General features: G+C 46.6%; 14 protein-coding genes. 11 read left to right on the top strand and 3 right to left on the bottom strand.

What is annotated here, in order from left to right:
* Position 1 precedes the first annotated feature (1 nt).
* The 4 genes from E4V70_RS06190 to E4V70_RS06180 all read left to right on the top strand — a co-directional run bounded on the left by E4V70_RS06190 (position 2) and on the right by E4V70_RS06180 (position 4,004).
* Positions 2–1,531, top strand: coding sequence for a cytochrome ubiquinol oxidase subunit I (locus E4V70_RS06190; RefSeq protein ID WP_122862291.1), 1,530 nt, complete (start codon positions 2–4; stop codon positions 1,529–1,531).
* The gene (locus E4V70_RS06185) at positions 1,524–2,642 is read left to right on the top strand and encodes a cytochrome d ubiquinol oxidase subunit II (protein ID WP_122862290.1); all 1,119 of its coding nucleotides are present in this window, start codon (positions 1,524–1,526) and stop codon (positions 2,640–2,642) included. Before E4V70_RS06190 ends, E4V70_RS06185 begins: the two co-directional genes overlap by 8 nt.
* Before the next feature lie 8 nt (positions 2,643–2,650).
* Complete coding sequence (locus tag E4V70_RS11105) at positions 2,651–2,779, top strand: hypothetical protein (protein ID WP_002943393.1); 129 nt, start codon at positions 2,651–2,653, stop codon at positions 2,777–2,779.
* A 79-nt stretch (positions 2,780–2,858) separates the two neighbouring features.
* Complete coding sequence (locus E4V70_RS06180) at positions 2,859–4,004, top strand: iron-containing alcohol dehydrogenase (RefSeq protein WP_122862289.1); 1,146 nt, start codon at positions 2,859–2,861, stop codon at positions 4,002–4,004.
* A 277-nt stretch (positions 4,005–4,281) separates the two neighbouring features.
* Here the strand turns inward: E4V70_RS06180 and ilvD are convergent, their stop codons facing one another.
* Together ilvD and E4V70_RS06170 are read right to left on the bottom strand one after the other, a co-directional pair.
* On the bottom strand, positions 4,282–5,955 hold the full coding sequence (gene ilvD, locus E4V70_RS06175) for a dihydroxy-acid dehydratase (protein WP_122862287.1): 1,674 nt from the start codon (positions 5,953–5,955) through the stop codon (positions 4,282–4,284).
* Between the two features lie 233 nt (positions 5,956–6,188).
* Positions 6,189–7,007, bottom strand: coding sequence for a CsgG/HfaB family protein (locus E4V70_RS06170; RefSeq protein ID WP_122862286.1), 819 nt, complete (start codon positions 7,005–7,007; stop codon positions 6,189–6,191).
* A 113-nt stretch (positions 7,008–7,120) separates the two neighbouring features.
* Between E4V70_RS06170 and E4V70_RS06165 the strand changes: the two genes are divergently transcribed.
* The 5 genes from E4V70_RS06165 (at position 7,121) to E4V70_RS06145 (ending at position 13,391) form a co-directional block, all read left to right on the top strand.
* Positions 7,121–7,531, top strand: coding sequence for a hypothetical protein (locus tag E4V70_RS06165; RefSeq protein ID WP_122862285.1), 411 nt, complete (start codon positions 7,121–7,123; stop codon positions 7,529–7,531).
* Between the two features lie 84 nt (positions 7,532–7,615).
* Positions 7,616–8,956 carry a Na+/H+ antiporter family protein gene (locus E4V70_RS06160; RefSeq protein WP_122862284.1) on the top strand — a complete coding sequence of 447 codons (1,341 nt, stop codon included), beginning with the start codon at positions 7,616–7,618 and terminating at the stop codon, positions 8,954–8,956.
* A gap of 278 nt (positions 8,957–9,234) precedes the next feature.
* A complete protein-coding gene (gene flgE, locus E4V70_RS06155) occupies positions 9,235–11,586 on the top strand; it encodes a flagellar hook protein FlgE (RefSeq protein ID WP_122862283.1) in 2,352 nt (783 codons plus the stop codon).
* Positions 11,587–11,674: 88 nt separating this feature from the next.
* Complete coding sequence (gene thyX / locus E4V70_RS06150) at positions 11,675–12,295, top strand: FAD-dependent thymidylate synthase (protein WP_122862282.1); 621 nt, start codon at positions 11,675–11,677, stop codon at positions 12,293–12,295.
* A gap of 79 nt (positions 12,296–12,374) precedes the next feature.
* Complete coding sequence (locus tag E4V70_RS06145) at positions 12,375–13,391, top strand: DUF6892 domain-containing protein (RefSeq protein ID WP_122862281.1); 1,017 nt, start codon at positions 12,375–12,377, stop codon at positions 13,389–13,391.
* Positions 13,392–13,449: 58 nt separating this feature from the next.
* On the opposite strand, the gene ruvC is transcribed toward E4V70_RS06145, so the two are convergent.
* Positions 13,450–13,923 carry a crossover junction endodeoxyribonuclease RuvC gene (ruvC, locus tag E4V70_RS06140; RefSeq protein ID WP_004321710.1) on the bottom strand — a complete coding sequence of 158 codons (474 nt, stop codon included), beginning with the start codon at positions 13,921–13,923 and terminating at the stop codon, positions 13,450–13,452.
* Positions 13,924–14,036: 113 nt separating this feature from the next.
* On the opposite strand from ruvC, the gene dnaA reads away from it, so the two are divergent.
* Both dnaA and dnaN read left to right on the top strand, forming a co-directional pair.
* Positions 14,037–15,347 carry a chromosomal replication initiator protein DnaA gene (gene dnaA / locus E4V70_RS06135; RefSeq protein ID WP_122862280.1) on the top strand — a complete coding sequence of 437 codons (1,311 nt, stop codon included), beginning with the start codon at positions 14,037–14,039 and terminating at the stop codon, positions 15,345–15,347.
* Between the two features lie 137 nt (positions 15,348–15,484).
* On the top strand, positions 15,485–16,552 hold the full coding sequence (dnaN, locus tag E4V70_RS06130) for a DNA polymerase III subunit beta (RefSeq protein ID WP_122862279.1): 1,068 nt from the start codon (positions 15,485–15,487) through the stop codon (positions 16,550–16,552).
* The last annotated feature ends 5 nt before the right edge of the window (positions 16,553–16,557 follow it).

Below are 16,557 nucleotides of genomic sequence, written 5' to 3'. Positions count from 1 at the left end.
AATGTCTGAAATCGCTTCGGTCGATTGGTCTAGGGCGCAGTTTGCGCTCACCGCCATATACCACTTTTTGTTTGTTCCGCTCACGTTGGGACTTAGCTTTATCATCGCCATTATGGAGAGTATCTACGTCAAAACCGGTAACGAGCAGTGGCTAAAAATCACCAAATTTTGGCTAAAACTCTTCGGTATAAACTTTGCTATCGGCGTGGCTACCGGTATCATAATGGAATTTGAGTTCGGCACCAACTGGGCGAACTACAGCTGGTTTGTCGGCGACATCTTCGGTGCGCCGCTAGCTATCGAGGGCTTGCTTGCGTTCTTTATGGAGGCGACATTCTTTGCCGTTATGTTTTTTGGCTGGGATAAGGTTAGCAAGAAATTTCACCTCATCTCGACCTGGCTCGTGGCTATCGGTTCAAATTTGAGCGCGCTTTGGATCCTCATCGCAAACGGCTGGATGCAGTATCCGGTGGGTATGAAATTTAACCCCGCAACCGCAAGAATGGAAATGGAAAATTTCTTCGAGGTCGCTCTTAGCCCGGTAGGTATCATCAAATTTTTACACACCGTAACTAGCGGCTACGTTGCTAGTGCGCTTTTCGTGATAGGAATTTCAGCGTGGTTTATCCTAAAAGGACGCCACCTAATCATGGCTAAAAAATCTATCATCGTAGCGGCAAGCTTCGGTCTCGTTACGTCGCTATTTTTGATGTTTAGCGGCGACGAGAGCGCATATCAGGTCGCACGCACCCAGCCTATGAAACTAGCCGCGATGGAAGGCCTTTATAAAGGCGAAACAAACGCCGGCCTAGTCGCTATGGGCGTACTAGATCCGTCTAAAAAACCTGGCGATGACAAAGATCCGTTTTTATTAGAGATAAAATTTCCTTACGCGCTCGGAGTTATGGCTACTAGAGGGTTTAACAACTTTACTCCCGGTATAGACGATCTAGTGTATGGCAATGAAACTCACGACATAGAGGGCGTTGCGAGCAAGATGGCCAAAGGCTCGTTAGCCGTTAGCGCGCTAACAACCTATAATGCCGCTAAAAAATCAGGCGATAAAGCCGCGATGGAGCAAGCCGAGCAAACTCTAGCTCAAAATATGAAATTTCTAGGCTACGGCTATCTTGAAAAGCCTGCCGACGCCGTGCCGCCCGTTGGCCTAACGTTTTATAGCTTCCACGTGATGGTTGCGCTTGGCACTTACTTTTTAGCGCTATTTTTCGTCGTACTTTATCTTTGCATGGCGAACAATATCGAAAATTTCAAAAAGTTGCTTTGGATCTGCGTATTTACGATACCGCTTGGTTACGTAGCTATCGAGGCGGGCTGGATAGTAGCCGAAGTAGGGCGCCAGCCGTGGGTCGTGCAAGACCTCATGACGGTGGGCGTGGGAGCGACGAATTTATCGAGCACAAACGTCAAAATTTCGTTTATATTATTTGCGGTTCTTTTCACGGCTCTGCTCATAGCCGAGATAAAAATCATGCTAAAACAGATAAAAATAGGATTTGAAAACCATGCTTAGTTTAGAATTTTTACAAATTTACTGGTGGTGCGTAGTTAGCTTGCTAGGCGGTTTGCTAGTGTTTATGATGTTCGTTCAGGGCGGACAGACGCTACTTTTCGGACTTTGCAAAAACGAGCTTCAAAAAGATATGGTGATAAATTCTATCGGGCGCAAATGGGAGCTTACTTTTACCACGCTCGTAATGTTCGGCGGTGCGTGCTTTGCGGCATTTCCGCTGTTTTACGCAACAAGCTTCGGCGGCGCGTACTGGGTGTGGCTGGCGATTTTGTTTTGCTTTATCCTCCAAGCCGTGAGCTACGAATACCGCAAAAAACCGGACAACTTCCTGGGTCAAAAAACCTATGAAATTTTCCTTTTCATCAACGGCTCTTTAGGCGTTATACTGATCGGTATGGCGGTTAGCACATTTTTTTCGGGTAGCGACTTTTTACTAAACGAGCACAACTTCGTACAGTGGCAGACGCCGTTTCGCGGACTTGAAGCGCTGGGCAACATCATGCTCTATCCGCTAGGCATCGCGGTATTTTTTCTCTCTCGCGTAGGCGGGGCGCTCTATCTCATCAACAACATCGACGATGAGGAGATAAGAGCCAACGCCAGAAAAGCGGCGCTAAAAAATACGATTTTGTTTTTGCCGTTCTTTTTGATATTCATCGCTTGGGTGTTTACCAAAGCCGGTTTTGCATACGACGAGAGCGGCGTAGTGAGCCTCGTTGGCTTTAAATACGTTCTAAATTTACTCCAGATGCCGCTTGTAGCTGCAATGATAGTTATAGGCGCCGGACTCGTGCTTTTCGGTATATTTAAGGGTGTGTTTACGACAAGCATCTACGGCGTAGTGCCTTACGGTGTTGGCGTAGTGCTAACCGTTACCGGGCTATTTTTGGTGGCCGGACTTGCCGATACGGCGTTTTATCCGTCATTTTCAAATTTACAAAGCTCGCTCACGATCAAAAACGCAAGCTCTAGTCACTACACGCTAAACGTCATGGCCTACGTGAGCCTACTAGTGCCGTTTGTTTTGGGCTATATTTTCGTCGTTTGGCGCGCAATGGATAGCAAAAAGATCACGGCCGACGAGATCAAGCACGATCATCACGCATATTAAGGATAAAAATGATAGAAGCGATAGTTTTTCTTTTTCTTTGGGTTTTGGCGCTTTTTGGCGGATACAAATTCGTCCATTTTAACATCAAACACGTCGAGAAAAACGACGACAAATACTTTGGAAATTTGCGCGAATAAGCGCTGATCCGCAAATCTCGTTCTACTTAAATTTTAGCTTTTATCGCTATAATGAGGCTAAAATTTTAAGGAGAACGAGATGTTTGACTTCACTTTTCACAACCCCACTAAAATAGAATTCGGCAGAGGCAAAGAGCGAAATATCGGGCTTTATATGCGCGAATTTAACGCTAAAAGAACCCTACTGATCTACGGCAGCGAACGCATCAAAAAAGACGGACTCTTCGATACGGTCGCAACGAGCCTAAAAGAAAACGGCATAGAGTTTATAGAGCTTGGCGGCGTGGTTAGCAACCCAGTGCTAAGCAAAGTCTACGAAGGCATCGAGCTAGCTAGGAAATTTAACGCCGACAGCGTGCTGAGCGTAGGCGGGGGCTCCTGTCTAGATAGCGCCAAAGCCATCGCCGCGGGCGCGCTATATGAGGGCGACGTGTGGGACTTTTTCACGGGCAAGGACCCGAGTCGCGCACTAAAAATCTTTGACATCATAACTCTTGCGGCGACGGGCAGCGAGATGAACTCGGGCGCAGTCGTGACAAACGAAGCCACAAAACAAAAATTCGCCATCCACGGAGACGTCCTCTATCCGCTAGTCTCGGTCGTAAACCCGCAGCTACAAGCCAGCGTGAGCCGCGAGTATCTAGTCTACTCCGCCGCCGATATCATCGCGCACAGCATAGAGGGATATTTCACCGCTAGCGTTCAACCTGACATCATCAATCTCTACATCGAAGCCAACATCAAAACCGTGATGAAAACGACTAAAATTTTACTCGCAGATCCCGACAACTACGATACCAGAGCCGAGTTTGCCTGGGCGGCGACGATGGCGCTAAACGGCCTAACCTACGTCGGTACGCACGGCTACTCCTACCCGAACCACATGCTAGAACACGCCATGAGCGCGGTCGTAAACTGCGCGCACGGAGCGGGCCTAGCGGTCATAATGCCTGCGTGGATGAAGTGGTATAAGAGCCGAAATTTGGGCGCATTCGAGCGTTTTGCGCGCGAGATTTTCGGCGTAAATTCAGCCGATGAGGGCATCGCCGCCTTTAAAGCGTGGCTTAGTAAAATCGGCGCTCCAGTTAGCCTAAAGGTCGTCGGCATAGAGGACGAAACGCTAGAGGAAGTCGTAAATTTAGCCCACGACTACGCGGTAAACTGGCGCAAAGATAAGCTCTATACGAAAGAAAATATCAAAGCGATTTTTGAGCTGGCGAAGTAAATTTGAGTAAATATATTTGATCAAATTTACCGATTATAGCTTTTGTAAAATATCTGCAAATTTGCAATTTGATTTTTACTACGCTATCGCTCGGCGCGTAAAAAGATAAGCGGAGGTAACGAAAAAATAGTGTGCTAGCAACGGCCTGCAAACACTCGCTATCCTAATATTGCGGCGTAAATTTGAGGCTCTTAACGATAAAAATCGCGCGAGAATTTAGCAAAACCGCCGCAAATTTGATCAAATTTACGGCGGCATATTTAAAATTTAAGGCGCATTACGCCTCCAAAATCGCTCCGTTGCTTGCATTTGTTACCAGCTTGCGATACATTCGCAACCAGCGATACGGCAGCGGTTTTTCAAGCGGCTTAAATTTAGCCCTGCGCTCGGCGATCTCGGCTGCGCTTAGACGTACGTTGATCGCGTATGTATCTACGTCGATGTCGATGATGTCGCCGTCCTCTAGCAGTCCGATCATGCCGCCCTCGGCAGCTTCGGGGCTCACGTGCCCGACGCTTAGCCCTCTCGTCGCACCGCTAAAACGTCCGTCCGTGATGAGCGCTACGTCTGCGCCGAGACCTCGCCCCATGATGAGCGACGTCGGGCTTAGCATTTCCTGCATGCCAGGACCTCCGCGCGGCCCTTCATAGCGGATGACGACCACGTCGCCTTTGTTTACCTTGCCGCTTGAGATGCCTTCTATCGCTTCATCTTGGCTGTTAAAGCACACGGCCTTGCCGCTAAATTTGCGTTCGCCGATGATGCCCGCGGTCTTGATGACGCAGCCCTGTTCCGCTAAATTTCCAAACAAAATCGCCAGTCCGCCAACCTGCGAATAGGCGTTTTCGACCTTGTGGATGACCGATTCGTCTTTTATGGCGCTAGCTCCGACGCGCTCGCCCAGGCTTTCGCCGCTTACCGTTAGCGCGTCTAAACCCAGTAGTCCGTTATCGCGGCGCGAAATTTCATTTATCACGGCGCTTAGTCCACCCGCGCGGTCGATGTCCTCCATGTGGATATTTGGCAGGCTAGGGCTGATTTTGGCGATGTGAGCGATCTTTCGGCTGATCTCGTTGAGTCCAGCGATCTGTAAATTTACCCCCGCTTCGCGCGCGATAGCCAGGATGTGCAGCACGGTGTTGCTGCTGCCGCCCATCGCCATATCGACTACCAGGGCGTTTTGGATCGATTTTTCGTTCACGATGTTGCGGATTTTGTATTTTTCATCGAGCGCTATCTCGCAGATACGGCGCCCCGCCTGCCTGATGAGCTCCTCGCGCTCGGGAGTTAGCGCAGGCACCGTGCCGTTGCCTTTTAGCGCGATACCCATCGCTTCGCACAGCGTATTCATCGAGTTTGCCGTAAACATCCCCGAGCAGCTGCCCCCGCTCGGACAGGCGGCGCACTCGATCTCTTTTAGCTCCTCGGCGCTGATCTCTTTGGTTTCAAATTTACCCACCGCCTCAAACGCAGTCGCAAGGTCGATAGGCTCGCCTTTTTTTGTGTAGCCCTTTTTCATCGGGCCGCCGCTAACAAAAACCGTCGGCACGTTCACACGAAGCGCGCCCATCACCATGCCGGGCACGATTTTATCGCAGTTTGGCATGCACACGAGGGCGTCTAAGGCGTGCGCGTTCATCACCGTTTCTATGGAGTTTGCGATCAGCTCGCGGCTAGGCAGGCTGTAAAGCATCCCACTATGTCCCATCGCGATGCCGTCGTCCACGCCGATACAGTTAAACTCAAACGGCACGCAGCCGTTTTTGCGGATCTCGTCTTTTAAAATTTCGGAGTATTTGTTGAGAAAAAAATGCCCCGGGATGATCTCGATGAAGCTGTTTGCTACGCCGATGAAGGGCTTTTCAAAATCCTCGTCTTTTAGCCCGGTCGCTCTTAGCAAGCTTCTGTGCGGCGCACGCGTATAGCCTTTTTTGATGATGTCGCTTCTCAATTTTGATCCTTTTAGTGGAATTTAGTCGATTTTATCAATTATTTAATTACATAAGTATAAAAATTTGAAAGGGCGTACACGGCATGGCAATCATGCTGCAAGATCTAAAATTTATGTTTTATCATGAGAAAATTTGAACCCGAAAGCTCAAATTTAAGTGCGAAGCGGAGCTTGCCTCACGCTTATAAAATGGCTAGAGCGATTTTAGTCGCTCTAGCCTAGCGAAGATAAAATCAATCCGCTACTTTCATCGTGCCGCCTGCACCAAGACCGCCTTTTACGGTTTGCATTTTGTAGTTTCTGATGGCATCTATTAGGTTATTCATCGAGTCGGTGAAGGCTGCTACTATGACTTTGCCCTCAGGCGTGTTGGCGTAGGCCCCAAGTCCTCCGCCTACCTTACTACCAAATAAGCCTCCAAGTCCTGCAAAGTCCGTGTTTCTAGCGCTTCCCTCGGCTGCCGCTAACTGTACGCCGGAGCGGTTTTCGATGAGAGTTAGCATCGTACTGGCATCACTCGTGCTAAATCCCCCGGCTACCGCGCCGGCTACGCCGCCAAAAAATGCACCGACTACGCCACCGATACCGCTAGTATCGCTTGCGCTAAAAGTTATCGAAGGCGTTAAAGTGTAGTCTGCGGCAACCATCTGACCTTTTTTAAAATTTGAAGTCTTTCTAAGTTCGCCCGACTGCATCAAGGCGCGCTCTTCCATCATTTGGTTAAATGCCTTACCGCGCTCGACGACGACAAAGCAGTTTGATTGTTGCGCTAAAAGCCTAAGAACCGGAACGGTGGAAGGAAGCCTATAATCTCTTGTAAGTACGGTATACCAGTCAGAATCTCTATCTTCGTAAATCACCATGGTGCCTAAAGATTGAGAACATTTTTGAAGTTGAGCGTTTGCGTTTTGAGAATTTGAACCGCCTGCAGAGCCCGTAGCAGTCGTTTTGGCGCTGCTTGAGCCCATATTCATCGATGACATACAACCCGTCAAAAGAAAAGGCAAAGCCAAAGCCGCAATCTTCGACGCGCCAAAAAGCGATTTTATCATTACTTACTCCTTGAAAAAATTTCGAGAGATTGTATTATATTTGCGCTAAAAATTTACTTTACTTTAAATTTTATATTATAAAATGATTAAAAATTAACTAGAAAGGATTTTTCATGAAGAAGTTTGCTTTAATAGGTCTTATCGTTGCTCTTTTTATAAACTTTGCAGACGCTTACGACAGATATTCAAACGAATCTTTAATTATCGTACCAAACGGAAAAGCTTATAATAAAAAACGCTGCAAAGATGGATATTGCAACGATATGCTTTCAAATTCCGACGTTATTTTGATGCTAGACGACCGTTACGACGATAGATACAGAAGAAACTATAAAAGAAAAGATTACCGCAGGGAACTCACCGATCAATACATGAGACAAAACGGTATCGGCAGACATGACGGATACGATCCTAGAGATAGTGGTTATAATAGAGGTTATAATGACGGATACGATGACGGATATAACGACCGAGACGACGAATACTATAATAACAAGCCGAGACTAGGCATCCGCATTAGATAAATTTGACGCTAGTTCGCCGCCAGTCGTCAAATTTGACCGGCGGCGAAATTTGATTTACGAATTTGATTTACAAAAAGGAAAATAATGCTAACCAATCCCGTCGTGATCAGCATCATCGTGATGACCGCGCTTTGTTTGCTGCGATTTAACATCCTGCTTTCCATCCTCGTCTCCGCCCTAGTCGCGGGACTCATCTATCACGGCGGATTTGCCGGCGTAGGGGCCTTTTTCGACGCGCTAACGGCCACCACCTCTACGCTGATAACGGGCATGAAGGGCAACCTAGAAACCTCGCTCAGCTATATCCTGCTCGGCGCGCTCGCAGCTGCGATAGCCAACACGAACCTAACGGCGATCCTCATAAACGCCGTTAGCAAGGCTCTAGCCAAAACCAGCACCTATTTTGCTCTGATAATCGCTTCTATCGCGTGCTTTTCGCAAAATTTGATCCCGGTTCACATTGCTTTTATACCGATTCTCATTCCGCCGCTTTTGCCGCTGATGAACCGCCTAGGCATCGACCGCCGAGCCGTCGCGTGCGCTCTTACTTTCGGACTAAAGGCGCCATACGTTAGCCTTAGCGTGGGCTTTGGACTTATCTTTCACGGCATCATCAAAAAAGAGCTCGCAAACAACGGCGTAGAAGTGCAGATGAGCGAGATCTCAAGCGTGATGTGGATCGGCGGCCTCTCTATGCTAGTGGGCTTGCTTTTAGCCGTTTTCGTCTTTTACCGCAAAAGACGCGACTACGCGCACACTAAATTTGAAACGAGCGAGGAGCAAGAGGCTCAGATGGCCGCAAGCCTAAAAATGACGAAAAAAGAGTGGGCGGTGCTAGGCGGCGCGGTTGCGGCGTTTGGAGTGCAAATTTATACCGAGAGTATGCCGCTTGGAGCGCTTTTAGGGCTGCTAGTTATGGTGGTTTTCGGCGGTATCGAATACCGTAAAATCGACAAAATCATGGACAGCGGCCTAGCGATGATGGGCTTTATCGCATTTATCATGCTCGTTGCCGCGGGCTTTGGCTCGGTTTTACGCGAGAGCGGCGGTATCGAGCAACTGGTGAGCTTTGCTAGCGCAGTCGCCGGCGGCAAAATGGGCGGCGCGATCTTGATGCTAGCTATCGGCTTGCTCGTTACTATGGGCATCGGCACAAGCTTTGGCACGATACCGATCATCGCGGCGATCTACGTGCCGTTTTCGCTATCGCTGGGTTTTTCTCCGGCGGCGATCATCTTGCTAGTGGGTATCGCGGCGGCTCTAGGCGATGCGGGCAGTCCCGCTAGCGACAGTACGCTAGGGCCTACGAGCGGCCTAAATGCCGACGGACAGCACAATCATATTTACGATACGTGCGTGCCGACTTTCATCTTCTTTAATATACCGCTGTTAATCGGCGGCGTTATCGGAGCGATGATTCTCTGATCTAGTCTCGTCTTTTGAGTGCTTTTTGCGGAGTTTGCTAAAATTTTGCTCGGCAGACTACATGTCTAGCCTATGCAAAATTTTAGCCGCACAGCCCCAAAAATCATCTCAAAATACTTCGCCTTGACTTTTTACATTCAAATTTGAAGTCAAATTTATAAATTTGAATCATAAACTCTTTTTCGTCGCTACCTTCACAAATACTAAATCAAATTTAAAATTTGGAACATCTTTTGCTTAAGTGATCTCAAAATTTACTTTTCAAAAAGGATAAAGCTATGATGAGATCACTTTGGGCAGGCGTTACCGGACTGCAAGCCCACCAGATCGCTATGGACGTCGAGGGCAACAACATCGCCAACGTCAACACAGTCGGATTTAAATACAGCCGAGCGAATTTCGACGACATTATATATCAAAATTCGCGTATCGCTACCGGCCCGCAAAATCGCCACGGCGGCGTAAATAGCATGCAAGTCGGTCTTGGCACGCAGATAAACTCGACGACTAAAATTTTCAAGCAAGGCTCTTTGCAAACTACCGATAAACAAACCGACATCGCGCTTCAAGGCGACGGATTTTTCATGGTTAGCCCGGACGGCGGCAAGACTACCTACTACACCAGAAACGGCGACTTTTCAAGAGATAGCGTAGGAAATTTCGTCGATAACGGCGGCAACATCGTGCAAGGATGGATGAGAGACGAAGAAACCGGGGAAATCGATCCGACTAGACCTATCAGCGATATAAATATCCCTGCAGGCCTAACCGTTCCGGCTCGCGCCACGACAAATATCACACTAAAAGGAAATTTAGATAGCGGTAACGACGTTGGCGCTAAAAAAATCCCTATCTACCAACTCGATCAATACCACAACTGGGCCGATACGGGCAAAGACGGCATAAAAGTTGACGCAGAAAAGCACGAGGAAAACAACGTCGGAGAAAATAGATTTTACGTGAACAAAAACGGCGAACAAAAGATGACGGAGCGCGGCGCAGATCTTGGAGTATTATTTAACAACAATGGCGACGCATATAACCTCCGCACCGGTCAAGGTATCTGGGCCAGCTATGCAGATGCTAAAACCAAGGCTCTAAACGTAGGCGCTCAGCCGGACGGAAGATTTGGCGGGACAAAGCAGCTTGATATCACGCTAAACGGCGAAAAGATAGTCGCAAGCGTAACTAGCGTCAGCGAACTAGCATCGGCTATAAACGAAAAATACACTAAAACAGGCGTAGAAGCAAGCGTTATCAACGGTAATCAGCTCGTATTAACGAATAGAAATAATTTAGGAACGACCGTTAATACTAAAAATATAAAGATGACTGTAAACGGCGCAAATAACATAGGAAACGACTTCGTAACGACTAATATCATCACGGCGTATCAATATACCTATAACAAAACTCAAGTCAATGCCACTCATACTTATAATGACTCTATGGCTAGAGAGGTAACGACTACCGAAGACCTTCGCGAAGCTATGCAAAGAGACGCGAGACTCTGGACGAACTACACCGGAACAGTCGTAGGAAATGCCGGAACGCCTCCTAACATAACTCCTAATCAAGGAACTTTTACGGGTGCTTTAAACGATAACAAAAACGACGGCGTAGAGGTAACAGTAAACGAGCACGGACAGTTTCAGATCAAAAATCCATCCGGCGACGCATTTAACTCTGACGACGGCGACGATACAGACGATACTACCGGCAATGCAGGCACAGCCAACACAAACACCGACGTTAACGACCACAATATGAATTTAACCATCACTGGTCTTAGCAACGCTGCAAACAACATAACCGAAAACGTCAAATTTACGGCATCTATGGCGCCGCTTTCAGGCTCTATAAGCCCGGGCAACGCCGCAAGGGTAACAGATAGCCTAAACATGGCCGCCCACAGCTCTAGCACCGATCTTTTCGATAGCTTGGGCACGAAACACAACATCAAAATGGACTTCGTAAAACGCGGCTACACGCCAAACGGCGGAACCGAGTGGACGATGGTTATCCAAGTAGCCGAACCAAACCGCATAAATCAAAACGGCGAGCCTGCAAACGTGATAACGGGCTACGTGAGATTTAACCCGGACGGCTCGCTAGCGACATATAGCCCGGCTAGCATAACCTTCGGCGCGCAAAACGGCTCGGCCGACGGCCAACATATCGAGCTAAAGCTAGGAACTACGGCTCAGATGGACGGTCTAGCCAGCACCGATAACGACTCAAGCACTGCCGACATAAGCCAAGACGGCTACGCTAGCGGCGAGCTAAACGGCATCAGGATAGATCAAAGCGGAACCCTAGTCGGCTCGTTTACGAACGGCCGAAGCCTAGGACTAGCGCAAGTGGGCGTGGCTAAATTTGCCAACAACGAGGGATTGGCTAGCGAGGGCGGAAATTTATTCTCCCGCACGGCAAACTCCGGCGATCCGATCATCGGCGCGGCTCAGACGGCTGGACGCGGCAAGATCTCAGCCTCGAGCCTCGAGATGAGTAACGTCGATCTATCTCGCTCGCTAACTCAGCTCATCGTCGTACAGCGCGGCTTCCAAGCCAACTCAAAGACTATCACGACTAGCGACGAAATGCTAAACACGCTGCTTCAATTAAAATAATTTATTTCTTCGGGCTTTAGTTTCGTCTAAAGCCCTTTTTATTGATTTTTAGCTAAATTTAGGTCTAAATTTAACCAAAAGAGACAAAATGCAAGTAACGCTTCTAAACTACACCCCGCTAAACATCTGCTCGCACGCTATCCGCACATGCTGGCAAAGCTTCGAAAAGGGCGATAACGGCGGCGAAAAAGACATCGAGCTCATCGAGCGCGTCGGCAATAAATTTAAACACGCCAGCACGCTAGAGCACCTCTACTATAACTTCTACATCCAAGGCATCTCGCGCGCCTTGCTGCAAGAGCTGGCCCGTCACCGCGTAGCAAGCCTCAGCGTCAAATCAACGCGATACACGCTAAAAGAGCTAAAAAAAGAGCTCAAATTTGAGCTTGGCGACTTTGAGCGAGCGCAGAAATTTCTCGTGCTAACGGGCGACGAAACGGTCGATAACGCAAGCATCAAAGCGCTAGAAAACCTGCGCGAAATCCTTGCAAACACCACAAAAAGCCTCGACATCGTCAAATACTGCCTACCCGAGTGCTACAAAACCGAGCTCACGTGGAGCGTAAACGCGCGCAGTTTACAAAATTTCCTCTCGCTTCGCAGCTCAAAATCGGCGCTTTGGGAAATCAGAAACCTATCGCTAAAGCTTTACGAATCGCTGCCGCAGGAGCATAAATTTATCTTTGAAAATCACGTAAATCAGGAATAATAGAGCGCTTTGTGCCGCCTGCAAGCTACAAACAAATGTCGTGTGTAAATTTTATTTGAGGCAAAATTAGGAGCGATAAATGGGACTGTTTGACATTTTTAAAAAGCAAAAATTTGACATTGACGTGCGCCCAGACGGCGTTTTTATAAACGGCGTAAACTGCGGGTTTGATCTAGTTAAATTTAATGAAGCCCTAGGCCAGCCGCGCGTGATCGATGACGGTGAGGGCAAAAGCCGCTATTTTTGGGATGAGGCGGGGATTTTCGCCTTCGTGCGCGCAGGCGAGCTCGCAGAACCGAAGCTTACCGAGATGATTTTGATGCTTGAGGTCGCAAAAGGCGTGCAACACGAGGTTCCACGTAAACTCTACGGCGGCACGTTCACGCTTGAGGGCAGACCGCCGCTTGAGGTCGTGCCGGAGCAGGAGCTGCGCGGCGCATATATATTTTGGGAGCTTAGCCTAGGCAAGTTCGAAGTCTCGCTAGCTCTAGCCGAGGCCGTGCAGGAGCGCATAGTCGCGATGGACTTCGCCGAGCGCTTCGCTAAGCGCGATACCGACGAGATCGCAGACATCGTGCGAGCTGCGAAAATGCCGATAGGGCGCGTCTGCATCAATCAAAAAGAGAAAAAGGTAAAGCACAAGCCGAGCGATAAATTTAAGCTTCCGCGCGCGGCGGGCGAGACGCTAGCGTTTAAAAATTTAAATTTCAAAATCGCCGTGATGAAAGAGCTGATGTATGAAAAATCCCTGTTACAGCCCAAATTTGACGTGTCTGAGTACTGCGAGGAGCGCGGTATCGATCCGTACGCGGACTTCGGCGCCCTGCCGCAAGCCAAAAAGTGGTTTAAGGACTATCCGGTCCCCGCAAATTTGGCGGAGCAGGTGAGCGAACTCTACCTTGACGGCGGAAACGAAATTTACCTGCAAATCGCGCCTGATTGGGACGGCGAGGACGAGCTTTTCGACATTAAAAATATTGACGCCGCCGAGCTTGCGCCATTTATTAATCTTAAAAAAATCGAAACGACCGGCATCGGCATATCTAAAAAGGCGCGAAAAGCATTAGCAGATGCGGGGATTACGGTAGTTGACTAAGCGCGAAAATAAAATTTAAGCCATTAAATTTTGCGCTAAAACATGACAAAATTTGAGCTTATTTTAAGCGCAAATTATTCGCATGCGTTAGCGCGATAGCGATGGCATCGGTGATGTCAAGCGGCTTGATCTCCTTCGTGATACCCAGAATTTTCTTAACCATAAAGGCCACCTGCTCTTTATCGGCCTTGGCTTTGCCGGTGACGGTTTTTTTGACCTGAAGCGGCGTATACTCTGCAAAATCACCGTGAAGCTGCAAAATTTTAAGACTCAGCGCCCCTCGAAACTGCGCAAGCTTCAAAACCGTTTTTGGATTATAAGCGAAAAATATGTCCTCGATCGCCACTTCGTCAAATTTATGATTTTTAAAAATCAGGTCAAGTCCCTCGCAAAGTTCGGTGATTTGATACTGCAAAGAATTCGGTTTTATTTTGATTAATCCCGCCTCGATCAAAACAGTTTTCACGGGCGTCTTCTCGACGATCGCATAGCCGCAATTTCGCGATCCCGGATCGATTCCTAAAATTTTCATCTCGTCCTTTTCAATAGTTTTTCACGCTTTTTTCACATCGTGAAAAACGAATTTCAACGCCATTTTAACAAATTTAAGATAAAATCTAGCGAATCAATCTTAAAGGCAAAAATTTGGTCGCAAACGAGGTTTTGGAGCTACTTTCCAAAGAAATTTTACCGTCGGAATTTGAATGCTACATCAAGCAGCTTAAATTTAACGAAAAAAGCTCAAATTCGACAAACATCGTATTTAATGCGCCAAACGAGATTATCGCTAAATTTATCCAGACCAAATACGCCGCTAAAATCGCTCATCTTTTCGAAGTAAAAACCGGGCAAAAACCGGTCGTCGAAGTCCAAGCTCCGACCAAAACCGCAAGCAAACCGGCCAAAAAGGTGGACGTCAAAGAGATAAAAGCACAAAGCAGTCTGCTAAATCCAAGCTACACTTTTGAAAATTTCGTCGTCGGCGACTCGAATCAATTCGCATTTTTAAGCGCGAAAGCCGTATCCGAGCAACTGGGTAAAATTTACAATCCCCTTTTCATCTACGGCCCGACGGGACTTGGTAAAACTCACCTTTTACAATCGGTCGGAAATTTTTGCTTAAACGGCGGCAAAATGGTTATTTGCGTCACGAGCGAGCAGTTTATCACGGATTTTACTTATAACCTCAACAACCACTCGATGGAGCGATTTCGCGAAAAGTACCGAAACTGTGATGTTTTACTCATCGACGACGTGCAGTTTTTAGGTAAAACGGATAAAATCCAAGAGGAGTTTTTCCATACGTTTAACGAGCTTCACGCTAAAAACGGACAGATAGTGATGACCTCGGACCGCCAACCAAAGCTGCTAAAAGGCTTTGAAGATAGACTAAGAACGCGTTTTGAGTGGGGTATCATCGCCGATATCACGCCGCCAGAGCTCGATACCAAAATCGCAATCATCAAGAAAAAGTGCGAATTTGATAAAATTTATCTTGGTACCGACGTCATAAACTATATCGCTACAAACATGGGCGACAACATCCGAGAAATCGAAAGCGCGATAATAAATTTAAACGCTTACGCAAGGCTGATGAGGCAGGAGATCACGCTAGAATTTGCTAAAAACATCCTGCGCGATCAGATAAAAGAGAAACGCGAAAATATAAACCTAGAAAATATAGTTGAAATCGTAAGCAAAGAGCTAAACGTAAAACCAAGCGAGATGAAAAGCAAATCGCGCTCGAAAAATATCGTCGAGGCTAGACGTATCGTGATATATCTTGCTAAAAATTTGACGCCAAATTCGATGCCGCAAATCGCGCAGTTTTTCAACATGAAAGATCACTCGGCCGTAAGCCACAGTATAAAAAAAATAAACGAACTAATAGAAACTAATGAATATTTTAAAGTTCGCGTCGAAGAACTAAAGAATAAAATTTTAACCAAAGAGTAAAAACGTGAATAAAAGTGAAAAAATAAACCGTTTTTTTAACGACGAAAATGTCCTATTTAAAGCAAATAAGAGCTGTTTTAAACTTTTCACGCCACCTACTAATGCTACTAAAAGAAATTTAAAAACAAAGGAAAAAAATGAAAGTCGCAATTAACAAAAATGCTTTAGAAAGCATCGTAACAAATACCAATCCTTACTTAGAAAAAAAGGATCTAAGCGCTATAACCTCGCATATATTTATCGGAGCTAAAGACGGTATCCTAAATATCAAAGCAACCGACCACGAGATCGGCCTAGCCTATAAACTCTCAAACATCAAAATCATGGACGAAGGAAACGCTACCGCAAACGGTAAAAAGCTGCTTGATATTATAAGAAGCCTAAAAGACGAGGAAGTAACGCTAGAGACACTAAATAACTATCTCTACATAAAACAAAAAAACTCAAAATATAAACTTCCGATGTATAAATTTGAGGATTTTCCAAATTTTCCAACGATAGAAAATAAAAATAAATTTGAAATCGACGCAGTAATGCTTGGAAGAAGTTTAAAAAAAATTTTCCCAAGCATAGATAATAACAACCCTAAATTTGAGCTAAACGGCGCATTTATAGATATCAAACAAAATTACATAAATATCGTCGGTACCGACACGAAAAGGCTTAGCGTATTTAGATTTGAAACGCCAACTCAGAGCGAATTTTCGCTAATAATCCCAAAAAAAGCCATCAGCGAGATACAAAAACTATTTTTTGATAAGATCGAAATTTACTACGACGATACGACTCTGATCGCTCAAAGCGCAAATTTCGAGTTTTTTACAAAGCTGATAAACGGCAGATTCCCAGACTATAACAGAGTAATACCGCAAGAGATAAAAAGAAGACTAAGACTAAGCAGGGATAAGATGATAGAGGGCATCAAAACCGTCTCAATCATCTCCGAGAGCACGAAAATCGTATTTGCTCCTCAAACCATAAGCTTTGAAAGTATCGTCGAAGATAACTCGGAAGCTAAAACAACGATAGAATTTGCAACCGGACTAGAAGAAGAGATCTACGTCGGCGTGAAAAATAGATACTTGCTTGATTTCTTACAAAGCATCGAAGAGGAACATTTCGAATTTGGATTTAATGACTCGAATTTAGCCTTTACGGTGAGCTCAAACGAGCTAAAAACGGTAATCATGCCGATAAATTTATAAAAATA

It is taken from the genome of Campylobacter showae (assembly GCF_900699785.1).
GTDB classification, from domain to species: domain Bacteria; phylum Campylobacterota; class Campylobacteria; order Campylobacterales; family Campylobacteraceae; genus Campylobacter_A; species Campylobacter_A showae_D.
This window is presented reverse-complemented; position numbering and strand designations above follow the sequence as displayed.

What these genes read in the sequence shown, in the direction of transcription:
- E4V70_RS06190 (WP_122862291.1), top strand. Translation starts at nt 2, where the DNA reads ATGTCTGAAATCGCTTCGGTCGATTGGTCTAGGGCGCAGTTTGCGCTC.
- dnaN (WP_122862279.1), top strand. Translation starts at nt 15,485, where the DNA reads ATGAAAGTCGCAATTAACAAAAATGCTTTAGAAAGCATCGTAACAAAT.
- E4V70_RS11105 (WP_002943393.1), top strand. Translation starts at nt 2,651, where the DNA reads ATGATAGAAGCGATAGTTTTTCTTTTTCTTTGGGTTTTGGCGCTTTTT.
- E4V70_RS06170 (WP_122862286.1), bottom strand. Translation starts at nt 7,007, where the DNA reads ATGATAAAATCGCTTTTTGGCGCGTCGAAGATTGCGGCTTTGGCTTTG.
- E4V70_RS06185 (WP_122862290.1), top strand. Translation starts at nt 1,524, where the DNA reads ATGCTTAGTTTAGAATTTTTACAAATTTACTGGTGGTGCGTAGTTAGC.
- E4V70_RS06165 (WP_122862285.1), top strand. Translation starts at nt 7,121, where the DNA reads ATGAAGAAGTTTGCTTTAATAGGTCTTATCGTTGCTCTTTTTATAAAC.
- ruvC (WP_004321710.1), bottom strand. Translation starts at nt 13,923, where the DNA reads ATGAAAATTTTAGGAATCGATCCGGGATCGCGAAATTGCGGCTATGCG.
- thyX (WP_122862282.1), top strand. Translation starts at nt 11,675, where the DNA reads ATGCAAGTAACGCTTCTAAACTACACCCCGCTAAACATCTGCTCGCAC.
- E4V70_RS06160 (WP_122862284.1), top strand. Translation starts at nt 7,616, where the DNA reads ATGCTAACCAATCCCGTCGTGATCAGCATCATCGTGATGACCGCGCTT.
- E4V70_RS06180 (WP_122862289.1), top strand. Translation starts at nt 2,859, where the DNA reads ATGTTTGACTTCACTTTTCACAACCCCACTAAAATAGAATTCGGCAGA.
- flgE (WP_122862283.1), top strand. Translation starts at nt 9,235, where the DNA reads ATGATGAGATCACTTTGGGCAGGCGTTACCGGACTGCAAGCCCACCAG.
- E4V70_RS06145 (WP_122862281.1), top strand. Translation starts at nt 12,375, where the DNA reads ATGGGACTGTTTGACATTTTTAAAAAGCAAAAATTTGACATTGACGTG.